The organism is Alloalcanivorax sp. C16-1 (assembly GCF_046507805.1).
GTDB lineage: Bacteria > Pseudomonadota > Gammaproteobacteria > Pseudomonadales > Alcanivoracaceae > Alloalcanivorax.
The window spans coordinates 284244-301445 of the sequence record NZ_JBKFTK010000002.1 but is presented as its reverse complement, the minus strand read 5'-3'; the positions used below and the strand labels follow the sequence as shown (position 1 = coordinate 301445).

The following is a 17202-nucleotide window of genomic DNA, read 5'->3' as shown; positions in this document are numbered from 1 at the left end:
CATTGTTGAGAATGATTGCTTTTTCCATAAATTCGCGGGTATGTATTCAAAAACCCACATGGGGGACCCGGCCGGGTATCTCAAGTAGAATGGCCGCGTTTTTTCATCACCCACTTTGTTATCGCGGAGAAATGACATGGCCAACGATTCCGTCGTTATCGTCAACGGGGCGCGCACCGCCATGGGTGGCTTCCAGGGTGCGCTGGCACCGATGAGCGCCCCGCAACTGGGCGCCGCCAGCATCCGCGAGGCGGTGGCCCGCGCCGGCCTGGACGCCGCCGATATCGAGGACGTGGTGATGGGCTGCGTGCTGCCCGCCGGCCTGAAACAGGGTCCGGCCCGCCAGGCCATGCGTCTGGCCGGCCTGCCCGACGGCACCGGCGCCACCACCATCAACAAGCTGTGCGGCTCCGGCATGCGCGCCACCATGTTCTGCCACGACATGATCAAGGCCGGCAGCCACGACATCGTGGTCAGCGGCGGCATGGAATCCATGAGCAACGCGCCCTACGTGCTGGACAAAGCCCGCGCCGGTTACCGCATGGGCCACGGCCAGGTGTTCGACCATATGTTCCTGGACGGCCTGGAAGACGCGGAGACCGGCCGGCTGATGGGCGCCTTCGCCCAGGACGTGGCGGACCAACGCGGCATCACCCGCGAGCAAATGGACGCCTTCGCCATCGAATCCCTGAAGCGCGCCCAGGCGGCCATCGCCAACGGCTGGTTCGCCGATGAGATCGTGCCGGTGACGGTGCAAACGCGCAAAGGCGAAACCGTGGTGGACACCGACGAGCAACCCGGCAACGCCAATATCGACAAGATTCCCGGCCTGAAGCCGGCGTTCAAGAAAGACGGCACCGTCACCGCCGCCAACGCCAGCTCCATTTCCGACGGCGCCTCGGCGCTGGTGCTGGCCCGCGAAAGCGTGGCCGAACAGCGCGGCCTGAAACCACTGGCGCGGCTGCTCGGCCACGCCACCAACAGCCGCCACCCGGGAGAGTTCACCATCGCCCCCATCGGCGCCACCGAAAAACTGCTGAAAAAAGTGGGCTGGAGCGTGGCCGACGTGGACCTGTTCGAGATCAACGAAGCCTTCGCCATGGTGGCGATGATGCCGATGCAGGATCTGGGCATCCCCCACGACAAGCTCAACATCCACGGCGGCGCCTGCGCCCTGGGCCACCCCATCGGCTCCACCGGCTCGCGCATCATCCTGACGCTGATCCATGCGCTCAAGCGCACCGGCGGCCGGCGCGGCGTGGCCAGCCTGTGCATCGGCGGCGGCGAAGCCACGGCGGTGGCGGTGGAGCTGATCTGAGGGCCCGTAATATCCCGTTGCAACATCAACCCCTCTGACCAATACGCAAAAGTGTCGCGGACGCCTAGAATCGACCGTTCAGTCACATTCTGGGGAGTTCTATGTCCGCCCTGCCCGTCATTACCGCCATGGGTGGCATCAATGCCGCCGGCCGCACGTCCCTGCATCATGGCTTTCGCCGTTTGGTGTTCGATGCCCTGGAACCGGCCCGGCAGGACAGCACCCTGGGGGCCCTGGCGGCGCTGACCGGCACCACCGGGCGGGACGCTCTGCTCAACGGCACCCTGATCCGCGGTCTGCCGGCGGACCGGCGCCTGAACCTGGCGGTGAACGGCCACAGCGACGGGCCGGTGACCCTGGAAATGCGCAACCTGGATCTTCCCGATCCGCTGCCGGAAGGCTGGCGCGTGGAGGCCCTCAACCGCCAGCGCAGCCGCGTCACGGTGCCCGCCGGCGCCGGCCTGCGCGTGCCCACGCCCATCGCCCGCCGGGTGAGCGCCGCCGGCCAGTTGCCGGACGGCTTCGACCCGGCCGCCCTGTATGCCTCGCGCAACCATCCCCGCGCCCTGCAGATGGCCATCTATGGCGTCAGCGATGCGTTCGGCATGCTCGGCATTCCCTGGGAACAATTGCGCGGCCGGCTGGCCCCGGATCAGGTGGCGGTGTTCGCCTCCAACGCCATGGCCCAGCTGGACGACGCCGGCCTGGGCGGGATGATGCGCGCGCCGGCCCTGGGCCAGCGCACCACCTCCAAGCAATGTCCGCTGGGGCTCGGCGAAATGACCGCCGACTTCATCAATGCCTATGTGCTGCGCAGCGCCGGCGGCACCGGCGGGCTGCTGGGCGCCTGCGCCACCTTCCTCTATAACCTGGAGCGCGCGGTGCACGCCATTCGCAACCGCCGTGCGCGGCTGGTGGTGGTGGGCACCAGCGAGGCGCCGCTGGTACCGGAAGTGATGGAAGGCTATCGCGCCATGGGCGCGCTGGCCGAGGACGACGCCCTGGCGGCGCTGGACGGCGCCGACCGTCCGGACCTGCGCCGCGCCTGCCGGCCGTTCGGCGACAACTGCGGCTTCACCATGGCGGAGTCCGCCCAGTTCGCGGTGCTGATGGACGATGAGCTGGCGCTGGAACTGGGCGCCGACATTCTCGGCGCCGTGCCGGACGTGTTCGTGCACGCCGACGGCGCCAAGAAATCGATCTCCTCGCCGGGCATCGGCAACTATCTGACCCTGGCGCGCAGCGCCCACCTGGTGCGCCAGCTGATCGGCGAGGACGCGCTGCGCCAGGAAACCCTGGTGCACGCCCACGGCACCGGCACCCCGCAGAACCGGGTCACCGAATCCCATGTGATCAATCAGGTGGCGGAGGCCTTCGGCATCCGCGACTGGCCGGTGGCGGCAATCAAAGCCTACGTGGGGCACTCCCTGGGCAGCGCCGGCGGCGACCAGCTGGCCGCCACCCTGGGCACCTTCAGCAACGGCCTGCTGCCGGGCATCGCCACCGTGGACCGGTTCGCCGACGATCTGCACGCCGACCGCCTTTCCCTGTCCCGGGAGCACCGCGAGCTGCGCCCGTCGGCGGCGCTGCTCAACTCCAAGGGCTTCGGCGGCAACAACGCCACCGCCGTGGTGCTGTCGCCGGAACGCACCACCGACCTGCTGGCCCGCCGCCACGGCGACCGGGCCCTGGACGCCTGGCGCGACCGCAGCACCGCCACCCGCGAGGCGGCGGCGGACTACGACCGCCGCGCCCTGGCCGGCCAGGTGGTGCCGGAGTACCACTTCAACGACGGCGTGCTGAACGGCGACGATCTGACCGTCACCGATAAGGACATCCGCCTGCCGGGTTGGGCGCAGCCGCTGACGTTCAAGGACGACAGCGGCTTCGACGACTACCGCTGATCGCGACTGAAGTCGCTCCTACACAGGGTGCCGTAGGAGCGGCTTCAGCCGCGATAGCCTTTACATCCCTACCTGAAACGCCGGGGCGGCCCAGCCGCTCCGGGAATCCCCGGCTTCGTCGTCGTCCAGCGGTTCGCCGCCGGTGATCACCCGGTCGGCGTCGCCGTAGCTCAGCCAGGTCAGGGTCGGCACCCGGCCCACCGGCGGTTGTGAGTAGTCGCAGACGCCATCCGGAAAGATCTCACTGACGCGGGCCGCGAAGGTCTCGGAGTTGAATACGCCGGTAAGCGGGTTCACCGGGTAATCCGCCGGGTCCACCGGTCGCAGGGCGCATTTATTGGTGAGGGTGGTGACCTCATCGCCGGCCACCGTGCGCGGCGTGCCGAAGCGGGTCTGCACCAGCAGTTGCTGCAGGTCCACCACCGGATCGGTCAGCGCCAGCAGCGGGTCCGCCAGCCCCAGCAGCGGGTTGAGAATCGGGCCCAGCAGGCCGTCCAGGCCCAGGGATCCACCCACCGTGTCCACCAGCCCGTCCACGTCCAGACCACACAATTGTCCGGTGACCGCGTCCACCACCACGCCCAGTTCCGAGGGCGGCGGCGGCAGCAGGCTCAGGTCCAGGCCGGGCAGGATCGGGTCCGGATACAGCAGGTTGCCGGTGAACGGCACGATGGGTCCGTCCGCGCCCAGCAGCGACGACACCGACAGGCAGCGGTCGCGGGCCTGGATCGGTTTGTGCATCACCACCTTGTCGGCCACCGGCGCGTCGCCGTGGTCCGCTTCGATGTCGGCCAGCCAGCGGTCCATCACCAGCAACGCCTCGGTGGTGTAGACGGTGTCACCGGCCAGCGGGAAGGCGCCGTACCAGATCACCTGATTGTCGGCGTGGCCCTGGGCGGCTTCCAGGCGGGCGCGCATTTGCCAGGAATGGTAGGCGTCATGGGCCAGGCCCGGGTCCGGCCCGCGCAGGTCGATGATCGGCACATTACCCAGGTGCTCGGCGGTGTTGATGGCGCCGGTGCGGTAGGCGTTTTCCAGGGTTCGCGGGTCGGCCACCGTGCGCGCCGGCTGCGGATCGATGTCCACGTCCAGGCCGCCGATGTCCCGGTTCAGGTTGATGAACTGGTCGCCGCTGATCAGCCCTTGTTGCAGGGCCCGCAGCCCGTACTGCACGCCGGTATTGTCCAGCGGAATGCCGGTGAAGCCGCGCGACAGCAGCGATTCGTTGGGGCTCCACACTTCCGGCGGGCGGGTGCCGAACTGGTTCTTCATGTAATCGAGCAGGCCGCAACGCAGGCCGTCCGGCGCGCTCTCCCTGTCGTAAACGGTGACGCCCTCCTCCAGCCCGGGGCAATCGGCCTGGTCCGGGGAAGCGGACGGAAAGAACGCCAGATCGGAGAGCACCGGGTTAAGCGGCAGATGGCCATAGAAAGCGGACCATTGCGCCACCGGGATCACGCCGGAACCGAGCAGCCGGCTGACCACCGAGACGAAGTCCTCGGGCCCTTCCGGGATCCGGTTGCCGAAATAACGGCTCAGCAGGTTGTAGTCGGCGAACTGGGTGGCGGTGGTCCACACGTCCGGGTAGGAGCACTGCACGATCAGCCCCTGGTAAATGCCCGGGTAGGCGTTGGCCACGTGCTGCTGGGCGATGGCGCCGCCGGAGCAGCCGGTGCCGATGGTGTAGCGCAGTTCCCCGTACTGCTCGACGATCCGCTCCTTGGCCATCATCAGGGATTCGGCGGCGGTGACCAGATTGACGTTGTGCCCGAGATTGGCCTGGGCGGTGGAGAGGGTCATGAAACCGCGGCCCAGGGCCACGCTGATGCTGTCGCCCAGCAGCAGCTCGGCGCCGTCCGGGGCGGTGCCGGCGATATCGCCGTTGGGCGGCTCGCCCATGGCGAAGCTGACGCCCACGTTGCCGCCGTGGTGGATCAGCAGCTTGCCGTTCCACTGGTCCTGGGGCGCGGTGGCGGTCCACGGCTGACCGGGCCGGTAAAGGGCCATGATCTGGTAACGGTCGCGGTTCTGCACGCCCTCTTCCACGCGCACGATAAACGGCACTTCCACGCCTTCGTCGGTGGTCACCGTGGCGATGTCGCCGGCCGGCGGTGGCTGGTCCGGGTCGTAGTCCAGGAAGCTGGCGGGCAGACCCGGGTTCATCGGGTCGAAGCCGGTGATCAGCGCTCGCAGGCGATCGGCGGGCACGTACTTGAAGCGGTATTCCGCCGGCTGATTGCACTGCGCGTCCACCGCCGCGTCATTGGTGCAGCGCCAGGGCTGGATCTGCGGCCCGGAAAACACCGGCCCGCCATTGGGGTGGTTGATCACCGTGCGGTCGAGCACGGTGTCGTCGGCCAGTACCACCCGCAGGCGGTTCTCGCCCAGGGCCAGGCCGCTGACCAGCCCCTTGAGGGCGCCCTGCCCGTCCGCCACCAGTTCCGCCCGGGCCGGCTCGCCGTCCACCAGCAGGCGCGCGCCGCGCAGATTGGCCGGGTCGTCCGCTTCCACGCGGATCAGGGCGTCGCCGCCGCTGATCAGATCGGCGCGGTTGGACAGCACCTGGATGCGGCCCTCGCCGGCCTCGGGTTGCGGTTCCGGTTCAGAGGGATTTGGGGTGCCACCGCCTCCGCCGACACTGCCGCCGCCGGAGGAACCGCCCCCGCCGCCACAGGCGGTGAGCGCCAACAAAGCCGCCAACAGGGCGGCCGTGGTCGTTTTTTTCATTGTTATGTCTCCCGAAGATGGAAGCCGGTGTTCCGGCCCGTCTTCAGTGTGCGCAGCGGTGGATACGAACACTATTGCGCAATCGTTGTTGCCCCGTTACGTCCGTTACCACTGTGTTACCGGCAAATTTAAAAAGGCGTAAAAAACCGGGAACCCCACAGAAACGTATAAGGTGTTGACTCTCTTTCCTGGTTACAGTGGCTGGCAAAGGACGCCCGCAACAAAAACGGAAGGAGTGCCCCATGGCTGAAACCCCTCGCAAACGGGATCTGCCCCTGATTCTGGTCGGTCTGCTGGTGGCCCTGTTCGGCCTGGCCTATGTGGCCGGGGGCGCCTGGCTGGCGTCCTTGGGTGGCAGCGGGTACTACCTGATCGCCGGGCTCGGCCTGCTGCTCTCCGGCGCCCTGCTGATCGCCGCCCGCCGCGCCGGCGTGGCGCTCTATGCGCTGGTCTTTCTGGGCACGGTGTTGTGGACCCTGTGGGAGGCCGGCACCCACATCTGGGGCTGGATTCCGCGCATGGACGTCATTATCGGCCTGGCGGTGCTGGTCGCCCTGGTGGCGCCCCGGGTGCGCGACGGCTTCGGGCGCGGCGCCAGCTACGGCGTGGCCGGGCTGCTGGTGGTGGCGGTGGCGGTCGGCTTCGGCCTGATCTTCGTGCCCTTCGGCAGCACCCACCCGAACCCGGTGCCGGGACCGGACAGCGCCGCCCTGGGCACCGACGTGGGCCAGGACCAGGCCGCCGACGACCCGGCCCGGGGCGACTGGCCGGCCTACGGCGGCGGGCACAGCGCCCAGCGCTACGCCGCCCTGGACCAGATCAACCGGGACAACGTAACGCAGCTGAAGCGGGCCTGGACCTATCGCACCGGCGACCTGCTGGACGAGCGCTGGGGCGCCGAGACCACGCCGCTGAAGGTGGGCGACGACGTGTTCCTGTGCACCTCGCGCAATATCGTGATTTCCCTGGACGCCGCCAGCGGCGCCGAGAACTGGCGCTACGACCCGCGGGTGTCCAAGGACGCCATCCCCTATACCGCCGCCTGCCGGGGGGTGACCTACTACCAGGTGCCGGCGGACCGGGCCGGGGCGCAAGACGACAACGCCGGGCGGTCCGCCGATAACGACGACGGTGCCGATGACGACGCGGTGCCGGGCGATAACCGGCCGGCCCCCACCGAAGTGGCCGAGCAAGTGGCCGCCAACGACGACACCGAAGTCGCCGCCGACACCTGCCAGGCGCGGATTTTCTCCGGCACCCTGGACGGCCGCATCCTGGCGCTGGACGCCGACACCGGCAAACCCTGCACCGGCTTCGGCGCCAACGGCGAGGTGGACATCAAGAAGAACATGGGCGACACCCCGCCCGGTTACGTGTCCATCAACTCCGCGCCGGTGATCGTGCGCGACACCGTGGTCACCGGCCACCAGGTGCTGGACGGCCAGCGCCGCGACGCGCCCTCCGGGGTGATCAAGGCGTTCGACGCGGTCACCGGGGAACTGAAGTGGGCCTGGGACGCGGGCCGCCCGGATCGCAGCGAGCCGCTTACCGGCGATGCCACCTACACCCGTGGCTCCCCGAACATGTGGACCACGGCGGTGGGCGACAACCGGCTGGGCCTGGTCTATCTGCCGATGGGCAATTCCGCCGCCGATTACTGGAGCACGCCGCGCAGCGACGCGGAAAACGAATGGGGCACCTCCCTGGTGGCCATCGACGTGACCACCGGCAAACCGGTGTGGCATTTCCAGGTGGCGCACAAGGACGTGTGGGACTATGACCTGGGTTCCCAGCCCACCCTGCTGGACTTTCCCACCGACGACGGTCCGGTGCCGGCGCTGCTGTTGCCCACCAAACAGGGCGAGGTGTACGTGTTCAACCGGCGTACCGGCGAGCCGCTGGTGGACATCGAGGAGCGGCCGGTGCCCCAGGGCGGCGCCGAGCCGGAACAGCGCAGCGCCACCCAGCCGTTCTCCAACTATCACACGCTCAAGCAACCGGATCTGACCGAACAGGACATGTGGGGCATGACGCCCTTCGACCAGATGTACTGCCGCATTCAGTACCGCCAGGCGGACTACCGGGGCATGTACACGCCGCCCAACGCCGACCGCCCGTGGATCGAGTTCACCGGCTACAACGGCGGTTCCGACTGGGGCAGCGTGGCCCTGGATCCGAACCGGGGCGTGATGATCGCCAACTACAACATCACCCCCAACTACAACCGGCTGGTGCCCCGGGAAAAAGCCGATGAATACGGCTGGGTGCCGCGCGAGGAAATGCAGGGCCGCGACCACGGCGGCGCCGAGGGCCAGGGCGACCCGCAGGCGGGCACCCCCTACGCCATCGACGTCAACGCCGGCTGGCGCGTCAAATGGACCGGCCTGCTGTGCAAACAGCCGCCCTACGGCGGCATCCGCGCGGTGGACGTGAAAACCGGCGACACCCTGTGGGACCGGCCCTTCGGCACCGCCCGCGCCAACGGCCCCTGGGGCATCCGCAGCGGCCTGCCGTTCACCATCGGCACGCCCAATAACGGCGGCGCCGTGGTCACCGCCGGCGGCCTGATCTTTATCGCCGCCGCCACCGACGACCTGATCCGCGCCATCGACATCGACACCGGCGAAACGGTCTGGCAGGACGTGCTGCCCGCCGGCGGCCAGGCCAATCCACTGGTCTACGAAGCGGACGGCCGCCAGTATTTGATGATCGTCGCCACCGGGCACCATTTCATGGAAACGCCCAGCGGGGATTACGTCATTACCTACGCGTTGCCGGAGGAATAGTTAAAAGTTCAAGGTTAAAAGTTAAAACGCGGGCCAGGCCGGCTGAAGCGACCGGGCCGTGCCCGCGCCCGACGAAAGACGGGCCGGCACCCACCGTTGCCGGCCACGACCTTTTAACTTTTAACTTTCAACTCGCCCGACTCCACGCCCTGACGTTGCATCCTGTATCCTGAACGCCCGATCCCGTTGCCTGCCGCCGATGCCAATGCCCAAACACCGCTCCCGTCCCCTGCGCCTGCTACTTCTGGTTTTGCTCTCCGCCTGGCTGCTCACCGCCCTTTACCACCGTTATAAACCGCTGCCCGAGGAGGTGGGCCGGGCCTGGCCGGTGCGGGCGGCGGAGGACGTGGCGGTGCTGGCCGACGACACCTGGGTGAACCAGGACGCCGGTGACGACCCGGAGCGTCATCATAAGCAGGCGATCTTCGACGAATTCTTCCGGCTGATCGGCCAGGCGGACCGGCTGATCGTGGTGGACATGTTTCTCTACAACGACATGGCCGGCGCCACCACCGGCAACCTGAGACCGCTCAGCGAACAGCTCACCGACGCCCTGGTGGCGCGTAAGCAGGCGCGCCCGCACGTGCGCGCGGTGCTGATCACCGATCCGTTCAATACGCTCTATGGCGGCGTCGACGCGCCCCATCTGCAGCGGCTGCGCGACGCCGGCGTGGAGGTGGTGTTCACCGATCTGACCCGGCTGCGCGATTCCAATCCGGTGTGGTCCGGGTTATGGCGGCTATGCTGCCAGTGGTTCGGCAACGACAGCGACGGCGGCTGGCTGCCCAACCCCACCGGCGACGGCAAGGTCACCCTGCGCACCTATCTGTCGCTGATCAACTTCAAGGCCAACCACCGCAAAACCCTGGTGGTGGACGAAGGCGACCGCTGGACCGGTCTGGTCACCTCCGCCAACGCCCACGACGCCAGCAGCGCCCATTCCAATATCGCGCTGCGCTTCAGCGGCGCGGCGGCGCTGGACCTGCTGCAATCGGAATTGGCGGTGGCGGCCTTCTCCGGCGCCCGGCTGGGGGACAACTGGCCCACCCCGCCGGCGGTCCGCGACGGCGCCGGCACGGACCACGAGCCGACCCTGCGGGTGCTCACCGAAGGCGCCATCCGCGACGCTTTGCTGACGGCGGTGAACGAAGCCGGAGAAGGCGACCGGCTGGACGTGGGCGTGTTCTATCTGTCCCACCGGCCGCTGGTGGAGGCCCTGGCCCGGGCCCGGCAACGGGGGGTGACGGTGCGGCTGCTGCTGGATCCGAACAAGGACGCCTTCGGTCGCGAAAAGAACGGCGTGCCCAACCGCCAGGTGGCGTCGGAACTGCACGCCGAAGGCGTGGCGATACGCTGGTGCGCCACCCACGGCGAGCAATGCCACACCAAGATGCTGCTGCGCGACGGCCGCCGGCCACTGCTGATCGCCGGCTCCGCCAACTACACGCGGCGCAACCTGGACAACCTGAATCTGGAGACCAGCATGGCACTGCGCGCCGCCGCCGACCACCCGGCCATGGCCGCCGCCCGCGCCCTGTTCGAACGGCGCTGGAGCAACGCGGACGGCCGCCTGTTCAGCCTGCCCTACACGGCCTACCAGGACGATTCGGTGTGGCGGAAGGGGTTGTACCGGGTGATGGAATTCACCGGCTGGTCGACGTTCTGAACCAGCGCCGGGCGGCCACCGCGCCGTTGATCAGCCAGGCCAGGGCCACCAGGGCCCAGGCCACCGGCCAGCGCTGGGGCTCCGGCAGCAGGTCGCCGGCGGGCACCGCCAGCAGAAACAGGGGCGTTTCCAGGGCCGCCAGCAGCAAAGGCGCGATCACCGCCGCATTCCGGTGCAGCGTCACGGACCCCGCCGCCAGCAGCGCCCGCGCGCCGCTCAATGCCAGCCAGATCATGATCAGACCGCCCGCCAGTACCGCCGCCATGCTTGTGCCCTCGCCGTGAAAGGCGCCCATGATGGAGCCCGGACCCGCGTCCGGCAAGCCCGTGCCCGGCCCCGGCAAAAACCGGAACGAGTGTAAACTTCTTAAAAGAACGCTAAATGTGGCGGGCCATGGCTTCGAAACGCGGCGAACCAGCGCATACTGGGTTCTCCAATTCGCCGTTAAGCATGGAGTCAGCAATGAACAGCGATACCTTGAAAGGCAAGTGGAAACAACTGATGGGCGACGCCAAGAAGAACTGGGGCAAGCTCACCGACGACGATCTCAAGCAGATCGAAGGACGCAAGGACAAGCTGGTGGGTAAGATCCAGGAGCGTTACGGCTCCACCCGCGAGGACGCCGAGCGTCAAGCGGACGACTGGCTGGGCAAATACTAAAACGCCAGCGCGCAAACAAAAAAAGGGCGGGACCTTGCGGTCCCGCCCTTTTTATTTAACACCGAACCGGTTGTTAGCCGAACTGGTTCATGGTGTTGTCCTTACCACCGGCTTTCAGCGCGGCTTCACCGGAGAAGTACTCTTTGTGGTCATCACCGATGTTGGAACCGGCCATGTCCTGGTGCTTCACGGTGGCGATGCCACGGCGGATTTCCTGACGCTGAACGCCCTTGGCGTAGGCCAGCATGCCTTCCTCGCCGAAGTAGCCTTCCACCAGCAGGTCGGTGGACAGCGCGGCGGTGTGGTAGGTCGGCAGCGTGATCAGGTGGTGGAATACACCGGCTTCGCGGGCGGCCTTGGCCTGGAACTCCTTGGCCCACTCGTCGGCCACGTCGGCCAGCTCGCTGTCGTCGTACTTCTCGTTCATCAGCGCGGCGCGGTCGTAACCGGACACGTCCTTGCCTTCCTCGCTCCAGGCATCGAACACCTGCTGGCGGAAGTTCAGGGTCCAGTTGAACGACGGGCTGTTGTTGTACACCAGCTTGGCGCTCGGCTCCTGCTCACGGATGCGGTCGACCATGTGCTTGATGTGAGCCACGTTCGGGGTCGGGGTTTCGATCCACAGCAGGTCGGCACCGTTGCGCAGGCTGGTGACACAGTCCAGAACCACGCGGTCGATGTTGGAGTCACGACGGAACTGGAACAGGCCGCTGCTCAGTTTGGTCGGCTTGATCAGCTTGCCGTTGGTTTTCACCAGCACGTCGCCATTGGCGGTCTGGGACGGGTCGGTGATTTCCTCGCCTTCCAGGAACGCGTTGTACTGGTCGGCCAGGTCACCTTCCTCGGTGGACACGGCGATCTGCTTGGTGAGACCGGCGCCTTCGGAGTCGGTACGGGCAACGATCACGCCGTCGTCCACGCCCAGCTCCAGAAACGCGTAGCGAACGGCGTTCAGCTTGGCGATGAAGTCGGCATGGGGAACGGTCACTTTACCGTCCTGGTGGCCGCACTGCTTCTCGTCGGACACCTGGTTCTCGATCTGGATGCAGCAGGCACCGGCTTCGATCAGCTTCTTGGCCAGCAGGTAGGTGGCTTCCGGGTTACCGAAGCCGGCGTCGATGTCGGCGATGATCGGCACCACGTGGGTTTCGAAGTTGTCGATCTTGCCGATGATTTCCTTCTGCTTGGCGTCGTCACCGGCGGCCTTGGCGTCGTCCAGGGCGCGGAACAGGTGGTTCAGTTCCCAGGCGTCGGCTTGCTTGAGGAAGGTGTACAGCTCGCGGATCAGATCGGCGACCACGGTTTTTTCGTGCATGGACTGGTCGGGCAGCGGACCGAACTCGGAACGCAGCGCGGCGACCATCCAGCCGGACAGGTACAGGTACTTGCCCTTGGTGGCACCGAAGTGCTTCTTGATGGAAATCATCTTCTGCTGACCGATGAAACCGTGCCAGCAACCCAGGGACTGCGTGTACTTGGAGTTGTCCGCGTCATAGGCGGCCATGTCCTCGCGCATGATCTTGGCGTTGTACTTGGCGATGTCCAGATGGGTCTTGAAGCGGTTCTGCAGGCGCATGCGAACAGCGGATTCCGGGTTGATGTCGTGCCAGGTCTTATTGGCGCCAACCACGGAGCTCAGTGCTTCGATCTCTTTCAGGTACTGTGACATGGTCGATCCTTGTCAGTAGAAGAATGAACATCGACGACGCCGCCGCCACCGATTGCGCGCATTCTAGGAGCCGGCTTTTTATAAAAACAATCAATATCGATGATAGCCGGTATTTTCCTTATGAATGTTTATCGAAAACGGGCACTTAGCGGCGAAAACGCCCGGAGGCCCCGGGCCACGGGCGCCGGCGACCCGCCGGTCACCCTCGCCGCGGGCTCCTCAGCGCAGGATTAGATGGGGCACACCGGCATGGCGGATCAGGCGGTCGGTGGTGCTGCCGATCAGAAATTCGCGGATCCTCGAATGGCCGTAGGCGCCCATCACCACCAGATCCAGGTGGTGGGCTTCCTGGTAACGGTGCAGCTCCGCTTCCACATTGCCGTTCAGGGTCGCCACCGTCACCGGATGGCCGCTGTTCTCCAGGCGCGCCGCCGCCTGGTCCAGATCGTCCCGGTCGGCCTCGGCGCCGTTCACCTGCACCAGATGGCAGGCCAGGCCGCGCAGCAGCGGGCTGCTGGCAAGCAGGCGCACGCCCTCGCGCATGGACGGGCTGTTGTCGTAGGCCAGCATCAGCGCGGCGGGCTCCCGGAACGGCCCCACCGCCATCAGCACCGGCCGCTCCACGCCACGGATCAGCTTCTCCACGTTGTCGCCGATCTGCTGGACACCGGTGTGCCCGGTGCCCTGCTTGCCGATCACCAGCAGCCGGGTCTGGTCGCTCAGCTCGCGCACCGCGTCCAGCAGCTTGCCATGGCGCTGGCGCAGCACCGGCGCCGGGTGGTCGGCGGCCACCAGCCGTTCCGCGGCCGCGTCCAGCAGGGCCCGGCCCTGCTCCAGGGCCAGCCGGTTACGGCGCGCGTCCAGGTCCGCCAGTTCCTTGAGCAGGGCCTCCCGGGTGCCCAGGCCGATGCTGCCGCTCAGATTGGGGTCGCTGGGGTAGCGCTCTTCGTCCAGAACGTGCAGCAGCATCAGCGGCGCGTCCAGACGGCGGGCCGCCCAGGCGGCGTGGTCACACAGGGTCTCCGCCGCGGCGGACCCGTCGATGCAGGCAATCACATGACTCATGGTCGATCCTCGAATCCCGGGGCGGCTCAGTGGCCGCCCATGATTTTTTCCACCGCGTCCGGCTTGTCGTGAACGGCGTATTTGTCCACCAGGGTGGCGCTGGCCTGGTCCAGGCCGATCACTTCCACCTCGGTGCCCTCGCGACGGAATTTGATCACCGCCTTATCCAGGGCGCCGATGGCGGTGATGTCCCAGAAGCGGGCGCGGTGCACGTCGATGGTCACCTTTTGCAGGCCTTCCTTGTAGTCGAAGGCGGCCAGGAAAGGGTCCGCGGAGGTGAAGAACACCTGCCCCACCACCTGGTAATGGCGCTGATAGCCGGCGTCGTCCGCTTCACTGGTCACATAGAACACCCGGCCCACCTTGTTGGCGTAGAACAACGCACTGAGCAACACACCGACGCCCACGCCGAGGGCCAGGTTATGGGTGAACACGGTGACCGCCACGGTCACCAGCATCACCACGCTGCTGCTGGGCGGATGACGGCGCAGGTTGAGAATCGACTCCCAGCTGAAGGTACCGATGGACACCATGATCATCACCGCCACCAGGGCGGCCATGGGAATGCGTGACACCCAGTCCCCCAGAAACACCACCAGCACCAGCAGCACAACACCGGCGATCAGGGTGGACAGGCGGGTGCGGCCGCCGGATTTCATGTTGATCACCGACTGGCCGATCATGGCGCAGCCGGCCATGCCACCGAGGAAGCCGGAGGCGATGTTGGCCATGCCCTGGCCCCGGCACTCGCGGTGCTTGTCGCTGTCGGTGTCGGTCAGGTCGTCGACGATGGTGGCGGTCATCATGGATTCCAGCAGGCCCACCACCGCCATGGTCAGCGACACCGGGAAAATGATGCGCAGGGTCTCCAGGGACAGGGGAATGTCCGGCAGCAGGAACACCGGCAGGCTGTCCGGCAGCTCGCCCTTGTCGCCCACGGTGGGCATCTCCAGCCCGAAGTACACCGCCACGGCGGTGAGCACCAGAATGCACACCAGCGGCGATGGCACCGCCCGGGTCAGCAGCGGGAACAGATAGATGATGCCCAGGCCGGCGGCGGTCATGGCGTAGACGTGCCAGGTGACGCCGAGCAGCTCCGGAATCTGCGCCATGAAGATCAGGATCGCCAGGGCGTTGACGAAACCGGTGACCACCGAGCGCGACACGAAACGCATCACCGTGGCCAGCTTGAAGATGCCGAACACGATCTGCAGCACCCCGGTGAGAATGGTGGCGGCCAGCAGATATTGAAGGCCGTGCTCGCGCACCAGGGTCACCATCAGCAGCGCCATGGCCCCGGTGGCGGCGGAAATCATCCCCGGCCTCCCACCGGCGAAGGCGGTCACCACCGCGATGCAGAACGACGCATAGAGCCCCACCTTGGGGTCCACCTCGGCGATGATCGAGAAGGCGATGGCCTCCGGGATCAGCGCCAGCGCCACGACCAGGCCGGAGAGCACGTCGCCCCGGACATTGGAAAACCAGTTTTCTTTCAACGGCAGCAAAACGGAATCCTTCTAATCACAAAGAAGCACGAAACGCGACGGGCGCGCCGACGCGGCAAACCATAAGCAACAACAATGACGGCCGGAGCGGCCGGGGGTACGCCGTCACGGAAGACGGCCGACGGGATCACTCAGGGTGATCGGGGGGTGGGAACGCTAGGGCGGATTGGACGCCATGGACATATCGAAATCGGGGTCGGTGCCTGAGAAGGCGGCGAGTCTAGCACAGCGCCCCCGGCCCCGCGACCGGGGCCGGGCGACCGCCGCGTGCGCGACGATCAGATCTCCCGGGTCTCGCGGAAGCGGATCTCCGGGTGACGCTCCCGGGCCAGCTGCAGGTTAACGCGGGTGGGCGCCAGGTAGGTGAGGTGACCGGCGCCGTCCCGCGCCAGGTGGTCGTAGGCCTTGCGCTCGAAGTTCTCCAGCTCCCGGTCGCTGTCCGCCTCCACCCAGCGGGCGGTGCTCACGCTCACCGGTTCGTAGCGGCAGTCGACGCCGTACTCCCCTTTCAGGCGCGCCGCCACCACGTCGAACTGCAGGGTGCCCACGGCGCCCAGCACCACGTCGTTGTTGCGCAACGGGAAGAACACCTGGGTGGCGCCCTCCTCGGCCAGCTGGGTCAGGCCCTTGTGCAGCTGCTTGCTCTTCAGCGGATCGTTCAGCACCACGCGCTGGAACAGCTCCGGGGCGAAGTGCGGAATGCCGGTGAAGCGCAGGTCCTCGCCCTCGGTGAAGGTGTCGCCGATCTGGATGGTGCCGTGGTTGTGCAGGCCGATGATGTCACCGGCGAACGCCTCTTCCACGTTGTCCCGCTCGCCGGCCAGGAAGGTGAGCGCGTCGCCCAGACGCAGGTCCTTGCCGGTGCGGCATTGCTTGAGCTTGATGCCCTTGTGGTAGCGGCCGGAGCAGATGCGCAGGAAGGCGATGCGATCCCGGTGGCGCGGGTCCATGTTGGCCTGGATCTTGAACACGAAGCCGGTCATCTTGGCCTCATCCGGCTGCACCTGGCGCTCGCCGCCGTCCCGGGGCAGCGGCGCCGGCGCCCACTCCACCAGGCCGTCGAGCATATGGTCGACGCCGAAGTTGCCCAGGGCGGTGCCGAAGAACACCGGGGTGAGCTGGCCGGCGCGGAACCGTTCCAGGTCGAAATCGTGGCTGGCGCCCTGCACCAGTTCCAGGGTATCGCGCAGCTCCTGGGCGTAGTCGGCGCCCACCGCCTGATCCAGCTCCGGGTTGTTCAGACCCTTCACCTCGCGCACGTCCTGGATGGTGTGGCCCTGGCCGGTTTTGTACAGCACGGTGGTGTCGCGCAGCAGGTTGTAGACGCCCTTGAAGCTCTTGCCCATGCCGATCGGCCAGGTCACCGGCGCGCACTCGATCTTGAGCACGTCCTCGATCTCGTCGAGCACCTCGATGGGATCGCGCACGTCCCGGTCCAGCTTGTTGATGAAGGTGAGGATCGGCGTGTCGCGCAGCCGGCACACCTCCATCAGCTTGACGGTACGCTCCTCCACGCCCTTGGCGGCGTCGATCACCATCAACGCCGAGTCCACCGCCGTCAGGGTGCGGTAGGTGTCCTCGGAGAAGTCGGCGTGGCCGGGGGTGTCGAGCAGGTTCACGGTGGCGTCCGCATAGGGGAACTGCATCACCGAGGTGGTCACGGAAATGCCCCGTTCCTTCTCCATCTCCATCCAGTCGGAGGTGGCGTGCAGGCCGCTCTTCTTACCCTTCACGGTACCGGCCATACGAATCTGGTTGCCGTACAGCAGCAGCTTTTCGGTGATGGTGGTCTTACCGGCGTCCGGGTGGGAGATGATGGCGAAGGTGCGCCGTTTGTGGATCTCGTCGCTGGGGTTCATACAAGCCTCGGTCTGCGTCGGCGCGCATTGTACGCCTGACCGA

General features: G+C 66.9%; 11 protein-coding genes. 5 read left to right on the top strand and 6 right to left on the bottom strand.

Annotation, left to right across the window (positions count from 1 at the left end; genetic code table 11):
- Positions 1-136 precede the first annotated feature (136 nt).
- Together ACLD0W_RS08595 and ACLD0W_RS08590 are read left to right on the top strand one after the other, a co-directional pair.
- Positions 137-1318, top strand: a complete 1182-nt coding sequence (locus ACLD0W_RS08595) for an acetyl-CoA C-acyltransferase (protein WP_410307073.1) — start codon at positions 137-139, stop codon at positions 1316-1318.
- Between the two features lie 101 nt (positions 1319-1419).
- Positions 1420-3222 carry a beta-ketoacyl synthase gene (locus tag ACLD0W_RS08590; protein ID WP_410307072.1) on the top strand — a complete coding sequence of 601 codons (1803 nt, stop codon included), beginning with the start codon at positions 1420-1422 and terminating at the stop codon, positions 3220-3222.
- 60 nt (positions 3223-3282) lie between these two features.
- On the opposite strand, the gene ACLD0W_RS08585 is transcribed toward ACLD0W_RS08590, so the two are convergent.
- Positions 3283-5949, bottom strand: a complete 2667-nt coding sequence (locus tag ACLD0W_RS08585; protein WP_410307071.1) for a DUF6351 family protein — start codon at positions 5947-5949, stop codon at positions 3283-3285.
- Positions 5950-6191: 242 nt separating this feature from the next.
- Between ACLD0W_RS08585 and ACLD0W_RS08580 the strand changes: the two genes are divergently transcribed.
- Complete coding sequence (locus tag ACLD0W_RS08580) at positions 6192-8735, top strand: membrane-bound PQQ-dependent dehydrogenase, glucose/quinate/shikimate family (protein ID WP_410307070.1); 2544 nt, start codon at positions 6192-6194, stop codon at positions 8733-8735.
- Positions 8736-8940: 205 nt separating this feature from the next.
- Positions 8941-10401 carry a phospholipase D-like domain-containing protein gene (locus tag ACLD0W_RS08575; protein WP_410307069.1) on the top strand — a complete coding sequence of 487 codons (1461 nt, stop codon included), beginning with the start codon at positions 8941-8943 and terminating at the stop codon, positions 10399-10401.
- Here the strand turns inward: ACLD0W_RS08575 and ACLD0W_RS08570 are convergent.
- A complete protein-coding gene (locus ACLD0W_RS08570; RefSeq protein WP_410307068.1) occupies positions 10379-10696 on the bottom strand; it encodes a hypothetical protein in 318 nt (105 codons plus the stop codon). The two genes, ACLD0W_RS08575 and ACLD0W_RS08570, sit on opposite strands and share 23 nt — an antisense overlap.
- A 167-nt stretch (positions 10697-10863) precedes the next feature.
- Between ACLD0W_RS08570 and ACLD0W_RS08565 the strand changes: the two genes are divergently transcribed.
- Positions 10864-11061, top strand: a complete 198-nt coding sequence (locus ACLD0W_RS08565) for a CsbD family protein (RefSeq protein ID WP_410307067.1) — start codon at positions 10864-10866, stop codon at positions 11059-11061.
- Positions 11062-11134: 73 nt separating this feature from the next.
- On the opposite strand, the gene ACLD0W_RS08560 is transcribed toward ACLD0W_RS08565, so the two are convergent.
- The 4 genes from ACLD0W_RS08560 to ACLD0W_RS08545 form a co-directional block, all read right to left on the bottom strand.
- On the bottom strand, positions 11135-12730 hold the full coding sequence (locus ACLD0W_RS08560) for an isocitrate lyase (protein WP_410307066.1): 1596 nt from the start codon (positions 12728-12730) through the stop codon (positions 11135-11137).
- 219 nt (positions 12731-12949) lie between these two features.
- Positions 12950-13795, bottom strand: coding sequence for a universal stress protein (locus tag ACLD0W_RS08555; protein ID WP_410307065.1), 846 nt, complete (start codon positions 13793-13795; stop codon positions 12950-12952).
- A gap of 26 nt (positions 13796-13821) precedes the next feature.
- Positions 13822-15300 carry a SulP family inorganic anion transporter gene (locus tag ACLD0W_RS08550; protein WP_410307064.1) on the bottom strand — a complete coding sequence of 493 codons (1479 nt, stop codon included), beginning with the start codon at positions 15298-15300 and terminating at the stop codon, positions 13822-13824.
- A 278-nt stretch (positions 15301-15578) separates the two neighbouring features.
- A complete protein-coding gene (locus ACLD0W_RS08545; protein ID WP_410307063.1) occupies positions 15579-17159 on the bottom strand; it encodes a peptide chain release factor 3 in 1581 nt (526 codons plus the stop codon).
- Between the last annotated feature and the right edge of the window lie 43 nt (positions 17160-17202).

Excerpts from the sequence above, each read along its gene's own strand:
- ACLD0W_RS08575 (WP_410307069.1), top strand. The coding sequence starts at position 8,941 with ATGCCCAAACACCGCTCCCGTCCCCTGCGCCTGCTACTTCTGGTTTTG.
- ACLD0W_RS08555 (WP_410307065.1), bottom strand. The coding sequence starts at position 13,795 with ATGAGTCATGTGATTGCCTGCATCGACGGGTCCGCCGCGGCGGAGACC.
- ACLD0W_RS08565 (WP_410307067.1), top strand. The coding sequence starts at position 10,864 with ATGAACAGCGATACCTTGAAAGGCAAGTGGAAACAACTGATGGGCGAC.
- ACLD0W_RS08590 (WP_410307072.1), top strand. The coding sequence starts at position 1,420 with ATGTCCGCCCTGCCCGTCATTACCGCCATGGGTGGCATCAATGCCGCC.
- ACLD0W_RS08595 (WP_410307073.1), top strand. The coding sequence starts at position 137 with ATGGCCAACGATTCCGTCGTTATCGTCAACGGGGCGCGCACCGCCATG.
- ACLD0W_RS08560 (WP_410307066.1), bottom strand. The coding sequence starts at position 12,730 with ATGTCACAGTACCTGAAAGAGATCGAAGCACTGAGCTCCGTGGTTGGC.
- ACLD0W_RS08545 (WP_410307063.1), bottom strand. The coding sequence starts at position 17,159 with ATGAACCCCAGCGACGAGATCCACAAACGGCGCACCTTCGCCATCATC.
- ACLD0W_RS08570 (WP_410307068.1), bottom strand. The coding sequence starts at position 10,696 with ATGGGCGCCTTTCACGGCGAGGGCACAAGCATGGCGGCGGTACTGGCG.
- ACLD0W_RS08585 (WP_410307071.1), bottom strand. The coding sequence starts at position 5,949 with ATGAAAAAAACGACCACGGCCGCCCTGTTGGCGGCTTTGTTGGCGCTC.
- ACLD0W_RS08580 (WP_410307070.1), top strand. The coding sequence starts at position 6,192 with ATGGCTGAAACCCCTCGCAAACGGGATCTGCCCCTGATTCTGGTCGGT.